At 66.9% G+C, this 16018-nt stretch carries 15 protein-coding genes; 9 read left to right on the top strand and 6 right to left on the bottom strand.

The window, feature by feature from the left end; translation table 11 throughout:
• Positions 1-17: 17 nt before the first annotated feature.
• From C7402_RS24550 to C7402_RS24515, 8 genes are all read left to right on the top strand, one after another.
• Positions 18-2426, top strand: coding sequence for a xanthine dehydrogenase family protein molybdopterin-binding subunit (locus C7402_RS24550; RefSeq protein ID WP_116612480.1), 2409 nt, complete (start codon positions 18-20; stop codon positions 2424-2426).
• Positions 2423-3256, top strand: coding sequence for an FAD binding domain-containing protein (locus C7402_RS24545; protein ID WP_116612479.1), 834 nt, complete (start codon positions 2423-2425; stop codon positions 3254-3256). The genes C7402_RS24550 and C7402_RS24545 overlap by 4 nt, the downstream gene beginning before the upstream one ends.
• Positions 3253-3774, top strand: a complete 522-nt coding sequence (locus C7402_RS24540) for a (2Fe-2S)-binding protein (protein ID WP_116612478.1) — start codon at positions 3253-3255, stop codon at positions 3772-3774. Before C7402_RS24545 ends, C7402_RS24540 begins: the two co-directional genes overlap by 4 nt.
• 25 nt (positions 3775-3799) lie before the next feature.
• Positions 3800-4516 (top strand): SRPBCC family protein, encoded by a 717-nt coding sequence (locus C7402_RS24535; RefSeq protein ID WP_116612477.1) that lies wholly within the window; start codon positions 3800-3802, stop codon positions 4514-4516.
• A 2-nt stretch (positions 4517-4518) separates the two neighbouring features.
• Positions 4519-5712 (top strand): oxamate carbamoyltransferase subunit AllG family protein, encoded by a 1194-nt coding sequence (locus C7402_RS24530; protein WP_116612651.1) that lies wholly within the window; start codon positions 4519-4521, stop codon positions 5710-5712.
• Positions 5709-6098 carry an oxalurate catabolism protein HpxZ gene (gene hpxZ / locus C7402_RS24525; protein WP_116612476.1) on the top strand — a complete coding sequence of 130 codons (390 nt, stop codon included), beginning with the start codon at positions 5709-5711 and terminating at the stop codon, positions 6096-6098. The genes C7402_RS24530 and hpxZ overlap by 4 nt, the downstream gene beginning before the upstream one ends.
• A complete protein-coding gene (locus C7402_RS24520; protein WP_116612475.1) occupies positions 6095-7312 on the top strand; it encodes an amidase in 1218 nt (405 codons plus the stop codon). The genes hpxZ and C7402_RS24520 overlap by 4 nt, the downstream gene beginning before the upstream one ends.
• A 75-nt stretch (positions 7313-7387) precedes the next feature.
• Positions 7388-8218 (top strand): phytanoyl-CoA dioxygenase family protein, encoded by an 831-nt coding sequence (locus tag C7402_RS24515; protein WP_116612474.1) that lies wholly within the window; start codon positions 7388-7390, stop codon positions 8216-8218.
• A gap of 83 nt (positions 8219-8301) precedes the next feature.
• On the opposite strand, the gene C7402_RS24510 is transcribed toward C7402_RS24515, so the two are convergent.
• From C7402_RS24510 to C7402_RS24495, 4 genes are read right to left on the bottom strand one after another with little or no spacing between them, the layout of a single operon-like run.
• Positions 8302-9168 carry an amino acid ABC transporter ATP-binding protein gene (locus C7402_RS24510; RefSeq protein WP_116612473.1) on the bottom strand — a complete coding sequence of 289 codons (867 nt, stop codon included), beginning with the start codon at positions 9166-9168 and terminating at the stop codon, positions 8302-8304.
• Positions 9165-9824: an amino acid ABC transporter permease gene (locus C7402_RS24505; RefSeq protein ID WP_112175106.1), complete on the bottom strand. Its 660-nt coding sequence runs from the start codon at positions 9822-9824 to the stop codon at positions 9165-9167. The genes C7402_RS24510 and C7402_RS24505 overlap by 4 nt, the downstream gene beginning before the upstream one ends.
• Positions 9821-10465, bottom strand: coding sequence for an amino acid ABC transporter permease (locus tag C7402_RS24500; RefSeq protein ID WP_112175107.1), 645 nt, complete (start codon positions 10463-10465; stop codon positions 9821-9823). The genes C7402_RS24505 and C7402_RS24500 overlap by 4 nt, the downstream gene beginning before the upstream one ends.
• A gap of 26 nt (positions 10466-10491) precedes the next feature.
• Entirely contained in the window at positions 10492-11361 is an 870-nt protein-coding gene (locus tag C7402_RS24495; protein ID WP_112175108.1) for a transporter substrate-binding domain-containing protein, read from the bottom strand.
• 415 nt (positions 11362-11776) lie between these two features.
• Between C7402_RS24495 and C7402_RS24490 the strand changes: the two genes are divergently transcribed.
• The gene (locus C7402_RS24490; RefSeq protein WP_116612472.1) at positions 11777-12796 is read left to right on the top strand and encodes an XdhC family protein; all 1020 of its coding nucleotides are present in this window, start codon (positions 11777-11779) and stop codon (positions 12794-12796) included.
• A gap of 132 nt (positions 12797-12928) precedes the next feature.
• Here C7402_RS24490 and oxlT read toward each other — a convergent pair whose 3' ends face one another.
• Together oxlT and C7402_RS24480 are read right to left on the bottom strand one after the other, a co-directional pair.
• On the bottom strand, positions 12929-14233 hold the full coding sequence (gene oxlT, locus C7402_RS24485) for an oxalate/formate MFS antiporter (RefSeq protein ID WP_181565728.1): 1305 nt from the start codon (positions 14231-14233) through the stop codon (positions 12929-12931).
• A gap of 138 nt (positions 14234-14371) precedes the next feature.
• A complete protein-coding gene (locus tag C7402_RS24480; RefSeq protein ID WP_279635575.1) occupies positions 14372-16015 on the bottom strand; it encodes a gamma-glutamyltransferase family protein in 1644 nt (547 codons plus the stop codon).
• Positions 16016-16018: the final 3 nt, after the last annotated feature.

Genomic DNA, 16018 nt, shown 5'->3' with positions numbered 1-16018 from the left:
CACGCGAGCCGAACACGATGATCAAACGTCCCCACACCAACGGCGGCGACAAGGGTCCGCAAGGCATCGGCGCATCGCTCAGGCGCAAGGAAGACGAGCGCTTCATGCACGGGCGCGGCGAGTACGTTCCCAACATCCGCATGGTCGGCATGCTCGACGTGGCGTTCGTGCGCAGCCCGGTCGCGCATGGTCATATCGTCGGCATCGAGAAGCCGGAGTCTTTCGCGCAGGCGGTGTATACGCTGGCCGATCTGGAGGGCGTGAAGCCCATCGTCGCCAATTCGGGCCTGCCCGGCTTCAAGCGCTCCGAGCAGCCCGTGCTCGCGAGCGGCAAGGTGCGCCAGGTCGGCGAGCCCGTCGCGATGTGCGTGGCCGCCACGCGCGCGCAAGCCGAAGATATCGCCGCGCAAGTGTTCGTCGACTTCGAGGAACTGCCCGCTGTCGTCGACATGCTCGATGCGCGCCGCGAAGACTCCGCGCTCGTGCACGAGCATTGGGGCGACAACGTGTTTCTCGAGACCTTCGTCGATGCGAACCCCGACATCGATCTCGACGCCATTCGCCGCGATGCGCCTATCCGCGTGCATCGCAAGCTGCGCACGGCGCGGCAAAGCATGGCGCCGATGGAGGGGCGCGGCGTCGTCGCCCATTGGGACCGCCGCCTCTCACAGCTGATCGTGCACACGTCCGCGCAAATGCCGCACATCACGCGCACGGGTCTCGCGGAATGTCTCGGCCTCGACGAGGGACAAGTGCGCGTGATCGCGCCCGATGTCGGCGGCGGCTTCGGCTACAAGGGCATTCTGCTGCCCGAGGAAGTGTGTTGCGGCTGGCTCGCGATGCACCTGGAGAAGCCGGTGCGCTGGATCGAAGACCGCCGCGAACAGCTCACCGCCAACGCGAACTGCCGCGAGCACGATTACGACATCACCGGCTACGCGGATCGCGACGGCCGCCTGCTTGCTGTGGAGTGCGAAGCTCATGTGGATTCCGGGGCGTACTCGTCGTATCCGTTCTCCGCGTGCCTGGAGGCGGCGCAGGTCGGCAGCATTCTGCCGGGTCCGTACAAGATGGACCGTTTCCGCTGCCGGACGTGGTCGGTCGCGACCAACAAGCCGCCGATCCTGCCCTATCGCGGCGTGGCGAGAACGGGCGTGTGCTATGCGATCGAAACCGTCATGGATGCGATTGCGCTCGAAGCCGGCATCGAGCCTTATGAAGTGCGTCTGCGCAATCTCGTCCAGCCGCACGAGATGCCCTACGACAACATCACCAAAAAGCACTTCGACAGCGGCGATTATCCCGAGGCGGTGCGCCGCGCGATGGCCGCGATCGATCTGCCCGCGGTGCGCGCGCGTCAGCAGCGCGGCGAACCGGACGGACGGCGCATCGGCTTCGGCATGGCGGTCTTCTGCGAACAGGGCGCGCACGGCACGTCGGTGTACCACGGCTGGGGCATCCCGATGGTGCCGGGCTACGAGCCCGCCGTGATCCGCCTCACGCCCGACGGCGTGCTCGAAGTGCGTGCGGGCGTGCATTCGCACGGCCAAAGCATGGAGACCACCCTCGCGCAGATTGCCCACGAAGTGCTCGGCATCGACACGGACCGCGTGCGCATCGTGCTCGGCGATACGGGCGTCACGCCGTACTCGACGGGCACATGGGGCTCGCGCTCGATCGTGATGGCGGGCGGCGCGGTGGGCCGCGCCTCGAAGGAGCTCAAAGAACGCCTGCTGAAGATCGGCGCCCACCTGCTCCAGGAACCATTGGACGACGTGCGCTGGGAAAGCGGCGCGGTCGTCGGCAAGCAGGATTCGCGCACGTTGGCGCAAATTGCGCGCATCTGGTATCTCGCGCCGCAATTGCTGCCGCCCGATGTCGATCCGCGCGGCCTCGAAGTCTCGACGTCGTATCAGGCGAAGCGCGATTCGGGCACGTTCAGCTACGCATGCCACGCGGTGATCGTCGCCGTCGATCCGGTGCTCGGCCAGACCGAAATTCTGGACTACGCCATTGTCGAAGACGGCGGCGTGCTCATCAATCCGATGGTCGTCGACGGGCAGGTCTACGGCGGCGCGGCCCAAGGCATCGGCACCGCGCTTTACGAAGCGATGCCCTATAGCGAAGACGGCCAGCCGCTCGCCTCGACGCTCGCCGACTATCTCTTGCCTGGCGCGACCGAGGTGCCCGCGATTCGCATCGAGCACATGGAAACGCCGGCGCCCTATACCGAGTTCGGGCAGAAAGGCATTGGCGAAAGCGGCGCAATCGGGCCGCCCGCGGCGCTGTCCAACGCCGTCAACGATGCGTTGCGCGGTCTCGGTGTGCGCATCGACCAGTTGCCGGTCACGCCGCGCCTGATCGTCGAAGCGCTCGCCAGACGCCGCGCGCAGCAGGCCAACTCACTCAAGGAACTCCTCGCATGAAAGCCGCGCCCTACGACTACGCGAAGCCGGCCGCCTGCGACGAGGCCATTGCGCTCATCGGCCCGGCCGACGGCAGCGGCAAATTCGTGGCCGGCAGCCAGTCGCTCGGACCGATGATGAACCTGCGCCTCGCGCAGCCGGAAAAACTCGTCGATCTGCGCGGCATCGAGGCGCTGCGTGCGTGCCGCATCGACAACGAGGTCGTCACGCTCGGCGCGTGCGTGACGCATGCGCAGATCGAGGACGGCAAGATCGACACCGGCACGCGCGGGTTCATGGAGCACGTCGCGCGCGGCATCGCTTATCGCGCGGTGCGCAATCGCGGCACGCTCGGCGGCAGTCTCGTGCACGCCGATCCGGCCGCCGACTGGATCAACTCGATGTGCGCGCTCGACGCGCAATGCCTGGTGAGCGGTCCGGGCGGCGCACGCACGATCGGCAACAGCGAGTGGATGTCCGGCGCCTTCACGACCGCGCTCGAAGCCGACGAGATTCTGACCGCCGTGCGCTTCACACGCCTTTCGCCAACGGCGCGCTGGAGCTACTACAAGGTCAACCGCAAGCCGGGTGAGTTCGCGGAAGCCATCGCCGTGTTCATCGACGACGCGGTGCGCGGCGTGTGCCGTGCCGTGATCGGCGCGCTCGACGCGCCGCCCTACGCGATCACGGACGCACGCGAACTGCTCGCCGCCGATCCGGCCGCAACGTGCTTCGACGCGCACCTGGAAGCGGCGGGCGTCGAAGCGGGCAGCTACGAACATGAGGTGCATCGCGCCGCGCTCGTGCGCGCGGCGGCGGGCATTCGCAATCAGAAAGGGAGCGCATCATGAGCGACGCCTACGTCAAGACGATCGAGCTCGTCGTCAATCAGGCGACGGTCGCCGACCGCGTCGAGCCGCGCACGAGCCTCGCCGACTTCCTGCGCGAGCAGCGCATGCTGTGCGGCACCAACATCGGCTGCGAACAAGGCGTTTGCGGCGCATGCACGATCGAGGTGGACGGCGTGCCGACTCGTTCCTGCATCACCCCCGCGATCAGTTGCGCGGGCAGCGCGGTGCGCACCATCGAAGGCTTCGACGACGACGCCACCATGAACGAGCTGCGCGCCGCCTTCAGCGCCGAACACGCGCTGCAATGCGGCTACTGCACGCCGGGCATGCTGATGAGCGCGCGCGACATCGTCACCCGCCTGCCCGACGCCGACGACGCCCGCGTGCGCCTCGAACTCTCCGGCAACCTGTGCCGCTGCACCGGCTACGTGGGCATCGTGCGCGCCATCCGCCGCGTGCTCGACGCACGCCGCGCGCGCGCGGCGGCCCCGCTTGCGGCGCTCGCCGTGACGGCTTGAAGCATCGAATACGGAATCTATCGCCATGGAAATCGAACAAAGCTTCACCGTGCCCTATCCGCGCGACGCCGTTTGGGCGCACTTTCACGATACGCCCGGCATCGTCGCGTGCCTGCCCGGCGCATCGCTCACCGCGCCGGTCGAGAACGGTCTGCTCAAGCTGGCGATGACCGTCAAGCTCGGGCCGATCGTCGCCTCGTTCGCGGGCGACGGCGAGATGACGCTCGACGACGCCGGGCATCGCGGCAGCATCACCGGCACGGGCGTGGACCGCAAGAGTGCTTCGCGCGTGAAGGGCGTGGCGTCGTTCGCGCTCGCTCCGGTGAGCGCGGGGGAAACGCGCGTCGATGTGAAGGTGGACTATGCGATCAGCGGCAGTCTCGCGCAGTTCTCGCGCGGCGGCATCGTGAAGGAACTGGCCACGCGCATGACCGAAGCGTTCGCGGCAAACCTCAAGGCGAAACTCGACGAGGCGGGCGCGGCGGAAATCCGCGTGGATGCGCCAGCCGAGGCGGTGCCCGTCGAGCCCGAAGGCGTCGCGGCGGCGCAGCCGGTTGCGCACACCACCGACGTTCCTGCGCAGTATGCGCAAACCGCGCACACCGCACAGGACGCGCCCGCCGCACCTCGCCCCGCTCCTGCGCGCGCCCAGCCGGTTAACGCACCGCTCGACGTCGGCCAACTGTTCTGGAAGGTGCTTTGGTCGCGGCTGCGCGGACTCTTCAGTTTCGCGAGCCGCTGACGATGCGCGCCGACGATGCCAACGCGCGCGCCCTGCGCCGCGTGCATGCGGTGCGCCCGCAATGGCGCGGCGTCGTTGCCGCGCGCGACGCGGTGCGTTTGCCGGCGTTCACGCTGTTGCACGCCGGGCCGCCTTTCGAAGACGCACGCAGGCCTTCCGCTGTGGTGATTTCATCGGCAGTCCTATGCTGCCTTTACGAAGGCTGGGCAAAGGACGAAGCGCACGCCGAACGGCTCATCGCGCAAGGTGAGGTACGCCTTGAAAGCGCCCAGTCGTATGGCGTGGTCACGCCGCTCGCCGCCGTAATCTCGCCGCGCACGCGCCTTGTCGAAGTGGCCGATGCGCAGGCCCCCGCGGCACGCGCGTGGTCGTTGCTCGGCAGCGGCGCGGGCCCGCAGATTCGCTTCGGCAGCCGCGACCCGCGAATCCTCGAACGCATGAAGTGGCGCGACGAAGTGCTCGCGCCGGTGCTGGATCAGGGGCTCGCGCACGGTGCGCTCGACCTGTTCCCACTCGCGCAAGCCGGTCTCGACAGCGGCGACGACCTGCATGCGCGCACCACCGGCGCGACCGCCGCGCTGCGCGCGTTGCTGGCGTCGCGTTTGAATCACGCCGAGGTCGATGCGATGCTCGCGCAAACGCCCCTCTTCTTCCTGACGCCATGGATGGCCGCGTGCGCGTTGATGCTTGCGGCGGCGGCGCAGGCGGGCGAGCCGGCGTCGACGCTGGTGGTGGCGCTCGCGGGCAATGGCGAGCGCGTGGGCATCCGGCTCGCGGGCGCGCCCTCGCGCTGGATCACCGCCGATGCGCGCGCGCCGGAAGGACCGCGTATCGATCCGGACCAGGTGGCGGCGGCCGCGCCGCTCACGGGCGACAGCGGCGTGATCGACGCGGCCGGGTTCGGTGCACAGGCGCTCGCCCATGCCCCCGAGCCTGCGCAGGCCTTCGAGGCCTGGTTCCCCGCGGCCGCGCATGATCGGCAAGCGCGCATCCACACAGCGCCTCACCCCGCGTTCAGCCGGTTGCCCGGCGTGCTCGACGCCGCGCGCGTCGTTCGCGAAGACATCGCGGCGCGCGCGGCGATTGCGATGATCGCCGCAGACGGGCGCTCGGGCTTGCTGGGGCGGGGCATCTACACCGCGCCCCCTGAACTCTTCGCGCGCGCCTTGAACAGCCTCCACGGTGAAACCGAATGAGCACGGAGCCGATCAACGATCCCGCGACGCTCGCCGCCGTCGAAGCCGCCTTCGATGCATACGAGCGGGCGCTCACGACCAACGACGTTCCGGTTCTCGACACGCTGTTCTGGAACAGTCCGCATACCCTGCGCTACGGCGCGACGGAAAATTTGCAGGGCTACGAAGCGATTCGCGCGTTTCGCGCGCAGCGGCCGGGAAAAGGCCTGACGCGCACGATCATCGACCGGTCGGTGACGACCTTCGGCACGCAGTTCGCGGTGGCGAACATCACGTTTGCACGCGCGGGCGAGTCGCGTATCGGCCGACAGTCGCAGACGTGGGCGTGCATTGACGGTCAGTGGCGTGTCGTCGCCGCGCATGTCAGCTGGATGGAGCCGTCATGACCCGCAGCGATCTTCTCCAGCCCGGCCTGCACGGCGCATTCGTGGCCGACGGCTTCGACGCCCTGCCCGCCGGCGCATTGCCCGCGCGCACGGGCGGCAAGCTCGCAGGAAAACGTCTCGCGGTGAAGGATGTGTTCGATATCGCGGGGCTGCGTACGGGCAGCGGCAATCCCGCGTGGCGCGAAGCCCAGCCGGTCGCCGCGCGCACCGCGCTCGCCGTTCGCGCGTTGCTCGAAGAAGGCGCGCAGTGGATCGGCAAGACCGTGACCGACGAACTCACATACAGCCTCGCGGGCGTGAACGCGCACTACGGCACGCCCGTCAATCCCGCCGATCCCACGCGCATTCCGGGCGGCTCGTCGTCGGGTTCGGTCGTGGCCGTGGCGGCGGGTCATGCGGACATCGCGCTCGGCACCGATTGCGGCGGCTCGGTGCGCCTGCCCGCGAGCTATTGCGGCGTGTGGGGCATGCGGCCCACGCATGGCCGCATCGCGACGGACGGCTGTCTCACGCTCGCGCACAGCTTCGACACGGTCGGCTGGTTTGCGCGCGACGCACGCACGCTAACGGACCTGTTCGAGGTGCTGGCGCGCAGCGTCGTCGCGCCGGGCGACGAATCATTCGCACTGCACGTGCCGCGCACCATGCTCGCGTGCCTCGATGCGCCAGTGGCGGCGCACTTCGAGTCGTCGCTACGCACGCTTGGCGGCGCGGTGAAGTGGGTCGCACCCGGCGATTCGCTTGCCGACTGGGCGCAGGCGTTTCGCGTGTTGCAGGCGGCGGAAATCGCACAACGTTACGGCGCGTGGGTGCGCGAGCATGCCGGGAGCTTCGGCCCCGATGTGGGCGCGCGCTTCGCGACGAGCCTCACGGTGACCTGCGAGCAGATCGCCGAAGCACAGCGTGTGCGCATCGAAGCGATCCGAACGATGGCCCATTCACTTGCGCACGCAACGTTCTGGCTCGTGCCGACGGTGCCGGGCGTCGCGCCGCGCGCGGACGCTTCGGCGCAAACGGTCGATCATGCGCGAGCGCGTGCGCAGCAGATGCTTTGCGTCGCCGGCCTCGCGGGTCTGCCGCAAGTGAGCATGCCGTGGATGCGCTTCGAAGGCGCGCCCGTCGGCCTCTCGATCATCGGTGCGCGTGGTGAGGACGAAGGCGTGTTGCGCGTCGCGCACGCAGTGCACGAAGCCATGCGCATGGCTGAGCGATAAGTTTCCGGCCAGGTCGACCCTGGCGTCCAGATGATGCACGCGTTGTCCCGCACGAACCCACACCAGAGGAACGTTATGACGAAGCACTTGACGGATGCGCAGGTGGCGCATTTCAAACAATACGGCTATGTCTTTCCGATGCGGGCGATCAGCGCGCAGGAGGCCACGGCGTATCGCGGCGTGATCGAGCAATACGAGGCCGCCTCCGGCGAGGACGTCAACAAGACCTTGAAGATCAAGGGCCACCTGGCCCTGCCTGCGATCGTCGAACTCGCGCGCCACCCTGCCATTCTCGATGCGGTCGAGGATCTCATCGGGCCGGACATCATGCTGTTCGGCGCGTCGATATTCGCAAAGAACGGCCGCGATCCTCGCTACGTGTCGTGGCATCAGGACTCCACCTACTTCGGGCTCACGCCGCACGAGGAAGTGACGGTCTGGGTCGCGCTCACGCCCGCGAATTCCGTCAACGGCGTGCTGCGCGTCTTGCCGGCCTCGCATAGCGGCCCGGATCTGAAGCATGTCGAGACCTACGCGAAAGACAACATGCTGGCGAAGGGCCAGACGCTTGTCGATATCGATGAGGACCTTGCCGTGGAGATGCCGCTCCAGCCCGGCGAGTTCTCGATGCATCACGAACGCACCGCGCACAGTTCGCTGCCCAACCGCTCGGACGACCGGCGTATCGGCTTCGCATTTTTCTATGTGCCCGCGCATGTGCAATCGGCTACGGGCCGCCGGCGCGCGACGCTCGTGCGCGGCACCGACCGCTTCGGTCACTGGGACGCCGACACGCTGCCCGAATACGACTGCGATCCGCGCTCGATGAGCGAACTCGCGCAAACGTGGGGCAAATACAAGGATGGGGAAGTGAAGCAGGCCGCCGACATGACGTCGCCGCGATGATTCAGGCAACGCTCATCGCCGCGCGCCGGTCGCGGCGATAAGCGTGCGCCTCAGTTGAACCTCCGTTAAACCTCAGGCAAACCTCAAGCCAGCGTGGGCGCCCCGCTCCAGTCACCGGAGGCCTGATGCGGCGAACGAAAGCGCGCCAGAAACTCCCGCGCGCGAGCCGTCTGCGGCGCACCGAAGAAGCGCTCGGGCGGCGCGCTCTCGATCACCTGGCCCGCGTCCATGAACACAACGCGGCTCGCCACCTGTCGTGCGAACTCCATCTCGTGCGTGACGATCACCATGGTCGCGCCTTCCTGCGCGAGCGAGCGCATCACGTTCAGCACTTCGCCGACGAGCATCGGGTCGAGCGCGCTGGTCGGCTCGTCGAACAGCAGGATGTCGGGCTTCATCGCCAGCGCTCGCGCAATGCCCACGCGCTGCTTTTGGCCACCGGACAGGCGCGAGGGAAACGCATCCATCTTCCCCGCCAGCCCGACGCGCTCCAGCAATTCCCGGGCTTCCGCGCGCACCGCTTCGCGTGGACGGCCGAGTACGTGCAACGGCGCTTCCATGACGTTCTGCAGGACCGTCAAATGCGGCCACAGCGCGAAATGCTGAAACACCATGCCGATGCGCGCGCGCGAGCGCGCAAGCTCGGCGTCGCTCATCTTGATCGACGAGCCTTCGCGCACGCCCATGCGCTGGTTGGACACGTGGACCGTGCCCGCGTCGGGCACTTCGAGCCAGTTCACGCAGCGCAGCAGCGTGGACTTGCCGCAACCCGAAGGCCCGAGCAGGCACACGGTCTCGCCCTTGTGCACGGTGAGCGACACGTCGCGCAGCACAGGGTTCTCGCCGAACGACTTCGAAATGCCGTTGAGCCGCAGCACCGTTTGCGCGCCAACATGTTCCGCAACGGCTGCGTGCATGATGGCGGGCGGGACATCGTTCGAAATGTTCATGCTCTGCGTTCCTCGGCGAATCTCGACAGTAAGCCGCTGCCGCCTTCGATCACGAGGCAGATGGCCCAGTACAGCAGCACCGCCGTGATGAACGCCGCGAACGGAATGAAATAAGTGGCCTGAATGCCGTTCATCTGATGCGTGAGTTCGCCAACCGCGATCACCGTGAGGAACGCGCTGTCCTTGACGATCTGCACGAGTTGATTGCCGATCATCGGCAAGGCGACCGTCACGACCTGCGGCAGGACGATGCGCCGGACCAGCCCGAAACCGTGAAAGCCATAAGCCCGTGCGGCTTCGATCATCGGCGTGGGCAAGCCCGCCCAGGCGCCGCGCAGCAACTCCGCCATGTAGGCCGTGTTGTAGAGGATCAACGCGACGGCGCCCGCCCACCAGTTCGACATGCGAATGCCCACCGTCGGGAGGCCGAAATAGATCAGATAGACGAACAACAGGAAAGGCGCGCAGCGCATGGCGTCCACATAGAGCATGGCAAGCCGCGCAATCGCCGGGCGCTTCGACATCAACGCGGGCGTGAGCAGCGCGCCCAGAACCAGCGACGCGACAGCCGCCACCGCGAGCAGGCCGAGCGTGTCGAACAGGCCCGACAACACGTCCGCGCGCTGTTGCCAGATGATCAGAAAGTTCTCCGTCATGCGCGGGCCTCCACGGGTTGGCGGCGCTCGATCATACGCTGCGCCTTGATGAGCACGAACACGATCAGCCCGTAAATGAGCAGTGCAAAAATGAAAGGCGGCAGCGGATCATACGTGCGCGCGCCGACGCGCAGGGCCGCGCGCGTGATCTCGACGATGCCGATGACCGCCACCGCGGGCGTCGACTTGATCTGCAAGGTCATTTCGTTGACGAGGCCGGGCAGGCTCGCGCGCCAGATCTGCGGCATCACGATGCGGCGAAAGCGCAGGCCGCGCGGCATGGCGAAAGCGAGCGCGGCATCGTATTGATCGCGGGGAAAGTTCATGAGCGCCGCGCGCCAGATTTCGCAGTTGAACGCGGCGGTGCTGATGGTGAGCGCGAGAATCGCGGCGGGTGTGGGGTCGAGCGAGATGCCGAACTGCGGCAGCGCGAAGAAGATCAGCAGCGTGAGCGTCACGGCGGGGCACGAGCGGATCAGGCTCACGTACGCGACCACGAGGCGGTGGAAAAACGGCACGCGCGCCCAGCGGATGAGCGCGAGCGCGAGGCCCAGCGGCACGCCGACCACGATGCTGGCGACCGAAAGAACCACGGTCGCCAGCGCGCCCTGAGCGATGCTCCAGTAATCGAAGGCGTTCATCGATGCACAGTAAAGGCGTTCAGAGGTCAGTTGACGGACTGCGGCATGTCTTTGTAGCTCGCGCCGAGCCACTTCTGCTGAAGCTGATACATCTCGCCGCTCTTGCGCAGTTCGAGCAGCGCGGAGTCGACCATCTTCAGCACGTCGGTGTTGCCCTTCTTCACGGCCCACGCGATGTAGGTCGGCTTGCCGATGGCCTGCCCGACCGTGAACACGTCGGGGCGCGTCTTCACGAGCGAGTTCAGGCTGATCTGCGTGTTGGCGACGGCGTCGACGCGGCCGAGGCCGAGGTCCTGATAGGCCTCCGGATACGACTGATATTCGACGATCTGCTTGAGGCCGTTGCCGCCGTGCTTCTTTTTCAACTGCTCGTCGAAGAGTTTGAGGTCCGCGAGCATGGCGCTGCCCGTTTCCGCGCCGACGACCTTGCCGACGAGGTCGTCCGGCGTCTTGATCGGCGAGCCCTTGCGGGTCGCATAGAACGTGACGGCCTCGCAGGTCGGCGACGCGAAGTCAAAGGTCTTCTTGCGCTCGTCGGTGACGAGCACGGCCGTGAGCGCCATGTCGTACTTGCCGGTCGTCACGCCCGGCAGGATGCCGGACCACGGCATGACCTGCTGCTTCACATCGACCCCGATCTTCTTGCGCACCAGGGCGAGCAGTTCGTTGTCGTAGCCGGTGTTCTTGCCGTTGTCGACGAACTCGAACGGATTGTAGTCATCCTCGGTCGCGACGCTCAGATAGCCGCGCGCCTTGATTTCCTCGGCGCTGGCCCCGTAGCTCGCATGGCTGATGCTGAAGGTGGCGACGAGTGCGAGTGTGCAGGTGCGCAAGAGCGTGACAGTGGTGCGCGGTTTCGGCTGACCGGGAACGCGGCGGGTGAGACGGACTGACATGAAGAACCCCTTAGGTGTTGGATGATGACCGTCGAATCGATAATTCGTCCTGGTACTCACGATTCATCGTGGATCATGCAAGGGGTATGCCAACGATCTCCTTTGCCGCCGCAGACCCGTTGCCGTGGCGGCGCGGGTCGATCGTGCGAATGCGTCGCAAATATGTGGTGCACCACATATGTTTGCCAGGCTTGCTATTCGTGCATGCGCGCACCGATATACGACATGCCCGCCTTGACGGTCGAGGTTCAATCGATCGCCGCTTGATTGGCGCGAGATTCTTTGCCATGGATAATCAGCAGGCCTGTCAATTCAATGTATGCTGACGGCGACGTCCCGTGATGCGCGTGGACGGCTCGTAGCCAGGTCCGATGGCCCCCCTCATGGATGCCCCAAGCGATAGCGGAGCGAACGCGTGGACAGTGTGAATCTCGAAGTCCTGAAGCAAAGCGCGCGTTGGCTCGACGAAGGCCGTCGCGTGCTGCTGGTGACGGTGGTGAAAACGTGGGGCTCCTCGCCGCGCCCCGAAGGCGCGATGCTCGCCGTGCGCGACGACGGCCGCGTGGTGGGCTCGGTGTCGGGGGGGTGCATCGAGGACGATCTGATCGAGCGCGTCCGGCAACGCGGCATCACGCAGGACACGCCCGAAGCGGTGCGATACGGCGTGAGCGCGGAAGAAGCGCATCGCTTCGGCTTGCCGTGCGGAGGCACGATCGAGCTCGTGCTGGAACCGTTGACGCGCGCGAGCGGCATCGCCGAATTGTGCGCGGCGGTGGAAAGCGGCCGGCTCGTCGCGCGCACGCTCGACATGACGACAGGCGCGGCGCGCATCGAATCCGCGCGGGCGGCGGACGGCGTGAGCTTCAACGGCCGCACGCTGCTGACCCTCCACGGCCCGCGGTTCCGTATGCTCGTGATTGGCGCGGGGCAGTTGTCGCAATACCTGTGCAGCATTGCGGTCGGGCTGGACTACCAGGTGACCGTCTGCGATCCGCGCGAGGAATACACGGACGGCTGGGAAGTGCCGGGCACGAGGGTCGTGCGCAGCATGCCCGACGACACGGTAATGGACATGAAGCTCGACGAGCGCTGCGCGGTGATCGCGCTGACGCACGATCCCAAACTCGACGATCTCGCGTTGATGGAAGCGCTGAAAACGCCCGCGTTCTATGTCGGCGCGCTAGGGTCGCGCCGCAACAACGCCGCGCGCCGCGAGCGGCTGAAGGAGTTCGACTTGAGCGACGCCGAACTCGCGCGGCTGCACGGGCCGGTGGGCATTTACATTGGCAGCCGCACGCCGCCGGAAATCGCCGTGTCGATACTCGCGGAAGTCACGGCGGCGAAGAACGGCGTGTCGCTGCCCGAACTGCTACAGGTCGAAGGCGCAAAGGCGGCGCGCGAGATTGCGGGACGAGGCGAGACCTGTGACGCGTGAGTAGAAGCCAGCGCGCTCTGAGCCAGGCACGTCGTGCTTTGCTTTTTCCCTTCGAACGCGCTGTGTTTCACCGCGTTGCCAACGATGTCCCGCACGCCCTTTCCGAACCGGAACGGCGCGCGGCACATCAAATCAACGGCTGCCAACCGCCGTGCTGGTCGCCTTCTGAAGAAAGCGCGCGCGCATCGGCTTGAGCACGAACATCGCGAGCACCGCGGTGACGATGTCCAGCGTGATCGCCACGCTGAACACCGGAACCCAGCTTCCCGCATGCAGATGCAGCAGCGCGGCGAGCGGCCCGCCGAAGATCGAGCCGATGCCCTGCGAAATGTACAGCCAGCCATAGTTCTCCGTGGCGTGGCGCGTGCCGAACGTGTCGGTCAGCGTGGAGGGAAACAGCGAGAAAATCTCGCCCCAGCCGAAGAAGACCACGCCCGAGAGCAGCACGAACAATACGGCGTTCTCGCGCGTCAGGAGCCACAGCGCCATCGCAACGCCTTCGAGCGCGAAGGCGAAGAACATGGTGTTTTCGCGCCCGAAGCGGTCCGACACCCAACCGAACAGCGGACGCGTGAGACCATTGGTGAAGCGGTCGATGGTGAGCGCGAGCGGCAGCGCCGCCATGCCGAACACGACAACCTTCGTGATGCCGAAGTCGGCCGCGAAGGTCGCCATCTGCGAGGTGACCATGAGGCCCGACGTGGACATCATCGTCATCATCGCGAACATGAGCCAGAAAAGCGGCGAACGCATCATCTGCGAGGGACGCAGGTTCGGCACGCTCGATGCCGCTACAGCGGATGCATGCGCCGGCGCGACATCGCGCGGCACGCGCAAGCCCTGCGACGCGAGAAAGCCCACAACGGCGAAGGCGATGCCATAGATCCACAGGGTGGCGTCGAGGCCGCGCGACGCGAGCGACGCCGAGATCGGAAAGGTCGTGACGATGGCACCCATGCCGTAACCCGCCGCCACCGCGCCCGCCGCAAAGCCGCGGCGATCGGGGAACCAGCGCACCATGAGGCCGACCACACCCACATAGACGATACCCGTGCCCAGCCCGCCGACGAGACCATACGTGAGATACAGCATCGACGTGCTCGTGACCATCGACGCCAGCACCCAGCTCAGGCCCGACATCACCGTGCCGAGCGAGATCAGCAGGCGCGGTCCGAAGCGGTCGATCAGCTTGCCCTGAAACGGCGAAAAGAACGTCTGCAAAATGATGAGCAGCGAGAACGTCACCTGCAATTCGGGCAGCGGCACGCCGAGCTTCGCCGACAACGGTTTGGTCAGGAGCGTCCACACATATTGCGGGCTGGAAATCGCCATCATGCAGAGCAGGCCCAGACCAAGCTGAAGCCAGCGATTGTGCGCGGCCACAGCGGGCGCATTGGCGGCCGCATGGTCTTGCAGCGTCTGGATGCGTGTGTTCATATGCACTCCCCGGTTTGATTCGGAATTAAAAGGACGAAAAGCCCCCTCCAGTCCGGCGAAATGCCGGACCGGATGGTGAGACAGCTTCAGTTGCGTGCTGCTGTTTTGTGCCGCTGTTGTGTGCTGCTGTTGTGTGCGCTACCAGCCTGCGGCGGCGCCGTCGCTGCGAGGATCGTGGCCGGCCTCGAACAATCCATCTGGATAACGAACGATTGCGCCGGCGTGGCCCATCGCTTCGTCGTAGGCGGCGAGCACTTCCACGTCGTGGCCGAGCGCGCGCAACGCGTCGACGGTCTGTGCGGGGAAACGCGCTTCGAGCTTCAGCGAGTCGGTGGACTGGCCCCAGGTGCGGCCGAGCAGCCAGCGCGGCGCATCGATTGCGGCCTGCGGATTCCAGCCGAAGTTCGCGATGCGCGAGAACACCGCGCTTTGCGATTGGGGCTGGCCGTCGCCGCCCATGTTGCCGTAGACCATCGTGCGGCCGTCGGCGAACTGGGCGAGCGCCGGATTGAGCGTGTGGAACGGTCGGCGGCCCGGCATGAGCGGATTGAGCGACGACGCATCGAGCGAAAAGCTACAGCCGCGGTTCTGCCAGTTGATGCCCGCGTTCGGCAGCACGATGCCGCTGCCGAACTCGTGATAGATGCTCTGGATGAAGCTGACGGCCACGCCGTCGCGATCGATCACGCCCATCCAGACCGTGTCGCCGGGGCCGCGGCCCTGCCCCCACGGCGCGGCGCGCGACATCGACACCTGGCGTGCCATCGCGTCGAGCGCGGCGGGTTCCAGTTGCGCGGCCGGGTCGATGCGCATGTGGTCGGGATCGGTCACATGCGCGTCGCGCACCTTGAAGGCGAGCTTGGTCGCTTCAACGCACGCGTGCACGAACTCGGGGCCGAGCGGGTCCATGCCGTGCGCCAGCACGCGATCCAGCACGCCGAGAATTAGCAGCGACACGAGGCCCTGCGTGGGCGGCGGCATGTTGTACACGGTGCCGAGCGTGTGCTTGAGCGCGAGCGGCGTACGTTCACGGGCGCGGTGGCGTTCGAGGTCGTCGAGCGTGATGAGCGTTTCCAGCGACGCCAGGTCGCTTGCGATGCTGCGCGCGAGATCGCCGCGATAGAAGTCGTCGAGCCCGGCATCGGCAAGTTGTTGCAGCGTCGCGGCAAGACGCGCATTGGAGAAGCGCTCGCCGGTTTGCGGCGCGCGCGCAGCGGGCATGAAGGTTTGCGCGAAGCCGGGCACGCCTTGCAGTTCAGCGCCTTTGCCCGCGACGCAGTCGGCGTGGCTGCGCGTGACCGGAACGCCGTGCCGGGCGTAGTGAATCGCGTCTTCCAGCAAGCGCGCGACGGTCATCCGGCCGCCGAGCGCGTCTTGCGAGAAGCGCTGAGCGAAGTCCCACCCGGAGACCGTGCCCGCGACCGTGTTGGCCGCGAGCGGGCCGCGCGCCGGAACCGCGGCGAGACCGAGCGAGCGATACGTGTCGATGTCCGCGCGCATCGCCGCCGCGCCGCACGCCTCGATGCCGACGGGTGCGTGGCCGGGGCGCGAGATCAGCCAGAAGCCGTCCCCGCCGATGCTGTTCATGTGCGGATAGACCACCGCGATGGTCGCCGCGGCGGCGATCATCGCTTCGACCGCGTTGCCGCCTTCGCGCAGCACGGCGAGCGCGCTTTGCGACGCAAGCGCATGCGGGGCGACCGCCATGCCGCGCGAACCGCGTGTGGGATTGAGTGTGCTGGCCGCGCCGTGCGCGTTTGCTGCGGAGACTTCGAGAGGCATTGA

The organism is Paraburkholderia unamae (assembly GCF_003096875.1).
Classification (GTDB): domain Bacteria; phylum Pseudomonadota; class Gammaproteobacteria; order Burkholderiales; family Burkholderiaceae; genus Paraburkholderia; species Paraburkholderia unamae.
Note: the sequence above shows the minus strand (reverse complement) of the source record. Positions and strands in the feature narration are given on the sequence as shown.

Bases quoted from the DNA above. Each gene is read 5' to 3' on its own strand.
- C7402_RS24550 (WP_116612480.1), top strand. From the start codon at position 18: ATGATCAAACGTCCCCACACCAACGGCGGCGACAAGGGTCCGCAAGGC.
- C7402_RS24545 (WP_116612479.1), top strand. From the start codon at position 2,423: ATGAAAGCCGCGCCCTACGACTACGCGAAGCCGGCCGCCTGCGACGAG.
- C7402_RS24540 (WP_116612478.1), top strand. From the start codon at position 3,253: ATGAGCGACGCCTACGTCAAGACGATCGAGCTCGTCGTCAATCAGGCG.
- C7402_RS24535 (WP_116612477.1), top strand. From the start codon at position 3,800: ATGGAAATCGAACAAAGCTTCACCGTGCCCTATCCGCGCGACGCCGTT.
- C7402_RS24530 (WP_116612651.1), top strand. From the start codon at position 4,519: ATGCGCGCCGACGATGCCAACGCGCGCGCCCTGCGCCGCGTGCATGCG.
- hpxZ (WP_116612476.1), top strand. From the start codon at position 5,709: ATGAGCACGGAGCCGATCAACGATCCCGCGACGCTCGCCGCCGTCGAA.
- C7402_RS24520 (WP_116612475.1), top strand. From the start codon at position 6,095: ATGACCCGCAGCGATCTTCTCCAGCCCGGCCTGCACGGCGCATTCGTG.
- C7402_RS24515 (WP_116612474.1), top strand. From the start codon at position 7,388: ATGACGAAGCACTTGACGGATGCGCAGGTGGCGCATTTCAAACAATAC.
- C7402_RS24510 (WP_116612473.1), bottom strand. From the start codon at position 9,168: ATGAACATTTCGAACGATGTCCCGCCCGCCATCATGCACGCAGCCGTT.
- C7402_RS24505 (WP_112175106.1), bottom strand. From the start codon at position 9,824: ATGACGGAGAACTTTCTGATCATCTGGCAACAGCGCGCGGACGTGTTG.
- C7402_RS24500 (WP_112175107.1), bottom strand. From the start codon at position 10,465: ATGAACGCCTTCGATTACTGGAGCATCGCTCAGGGCGCGCTGGCGACC.
- C7402_RS24495 (WP_112175108.1), bottom strand. From the start codon at position 11,361: ATGTCAGTCCGTCTCACCCGCCGCGTTCCCGGTCAGCCGAAACCGCGC.
- oxlT (WP_181565728.1), bottom strand. From the start codon at position 14,233: ATGAACACACGCATCCAGACGCTGCAAGACCATGCGGCCGCCAATGCG.
- C7402_RS24480 (WP_279635575.1), bottom strand. From the start codon at position 16,015: ATGCCTCTCGAAGTCTCCGCAGCAAACGCGCACGGCGCGGCCAGCACA.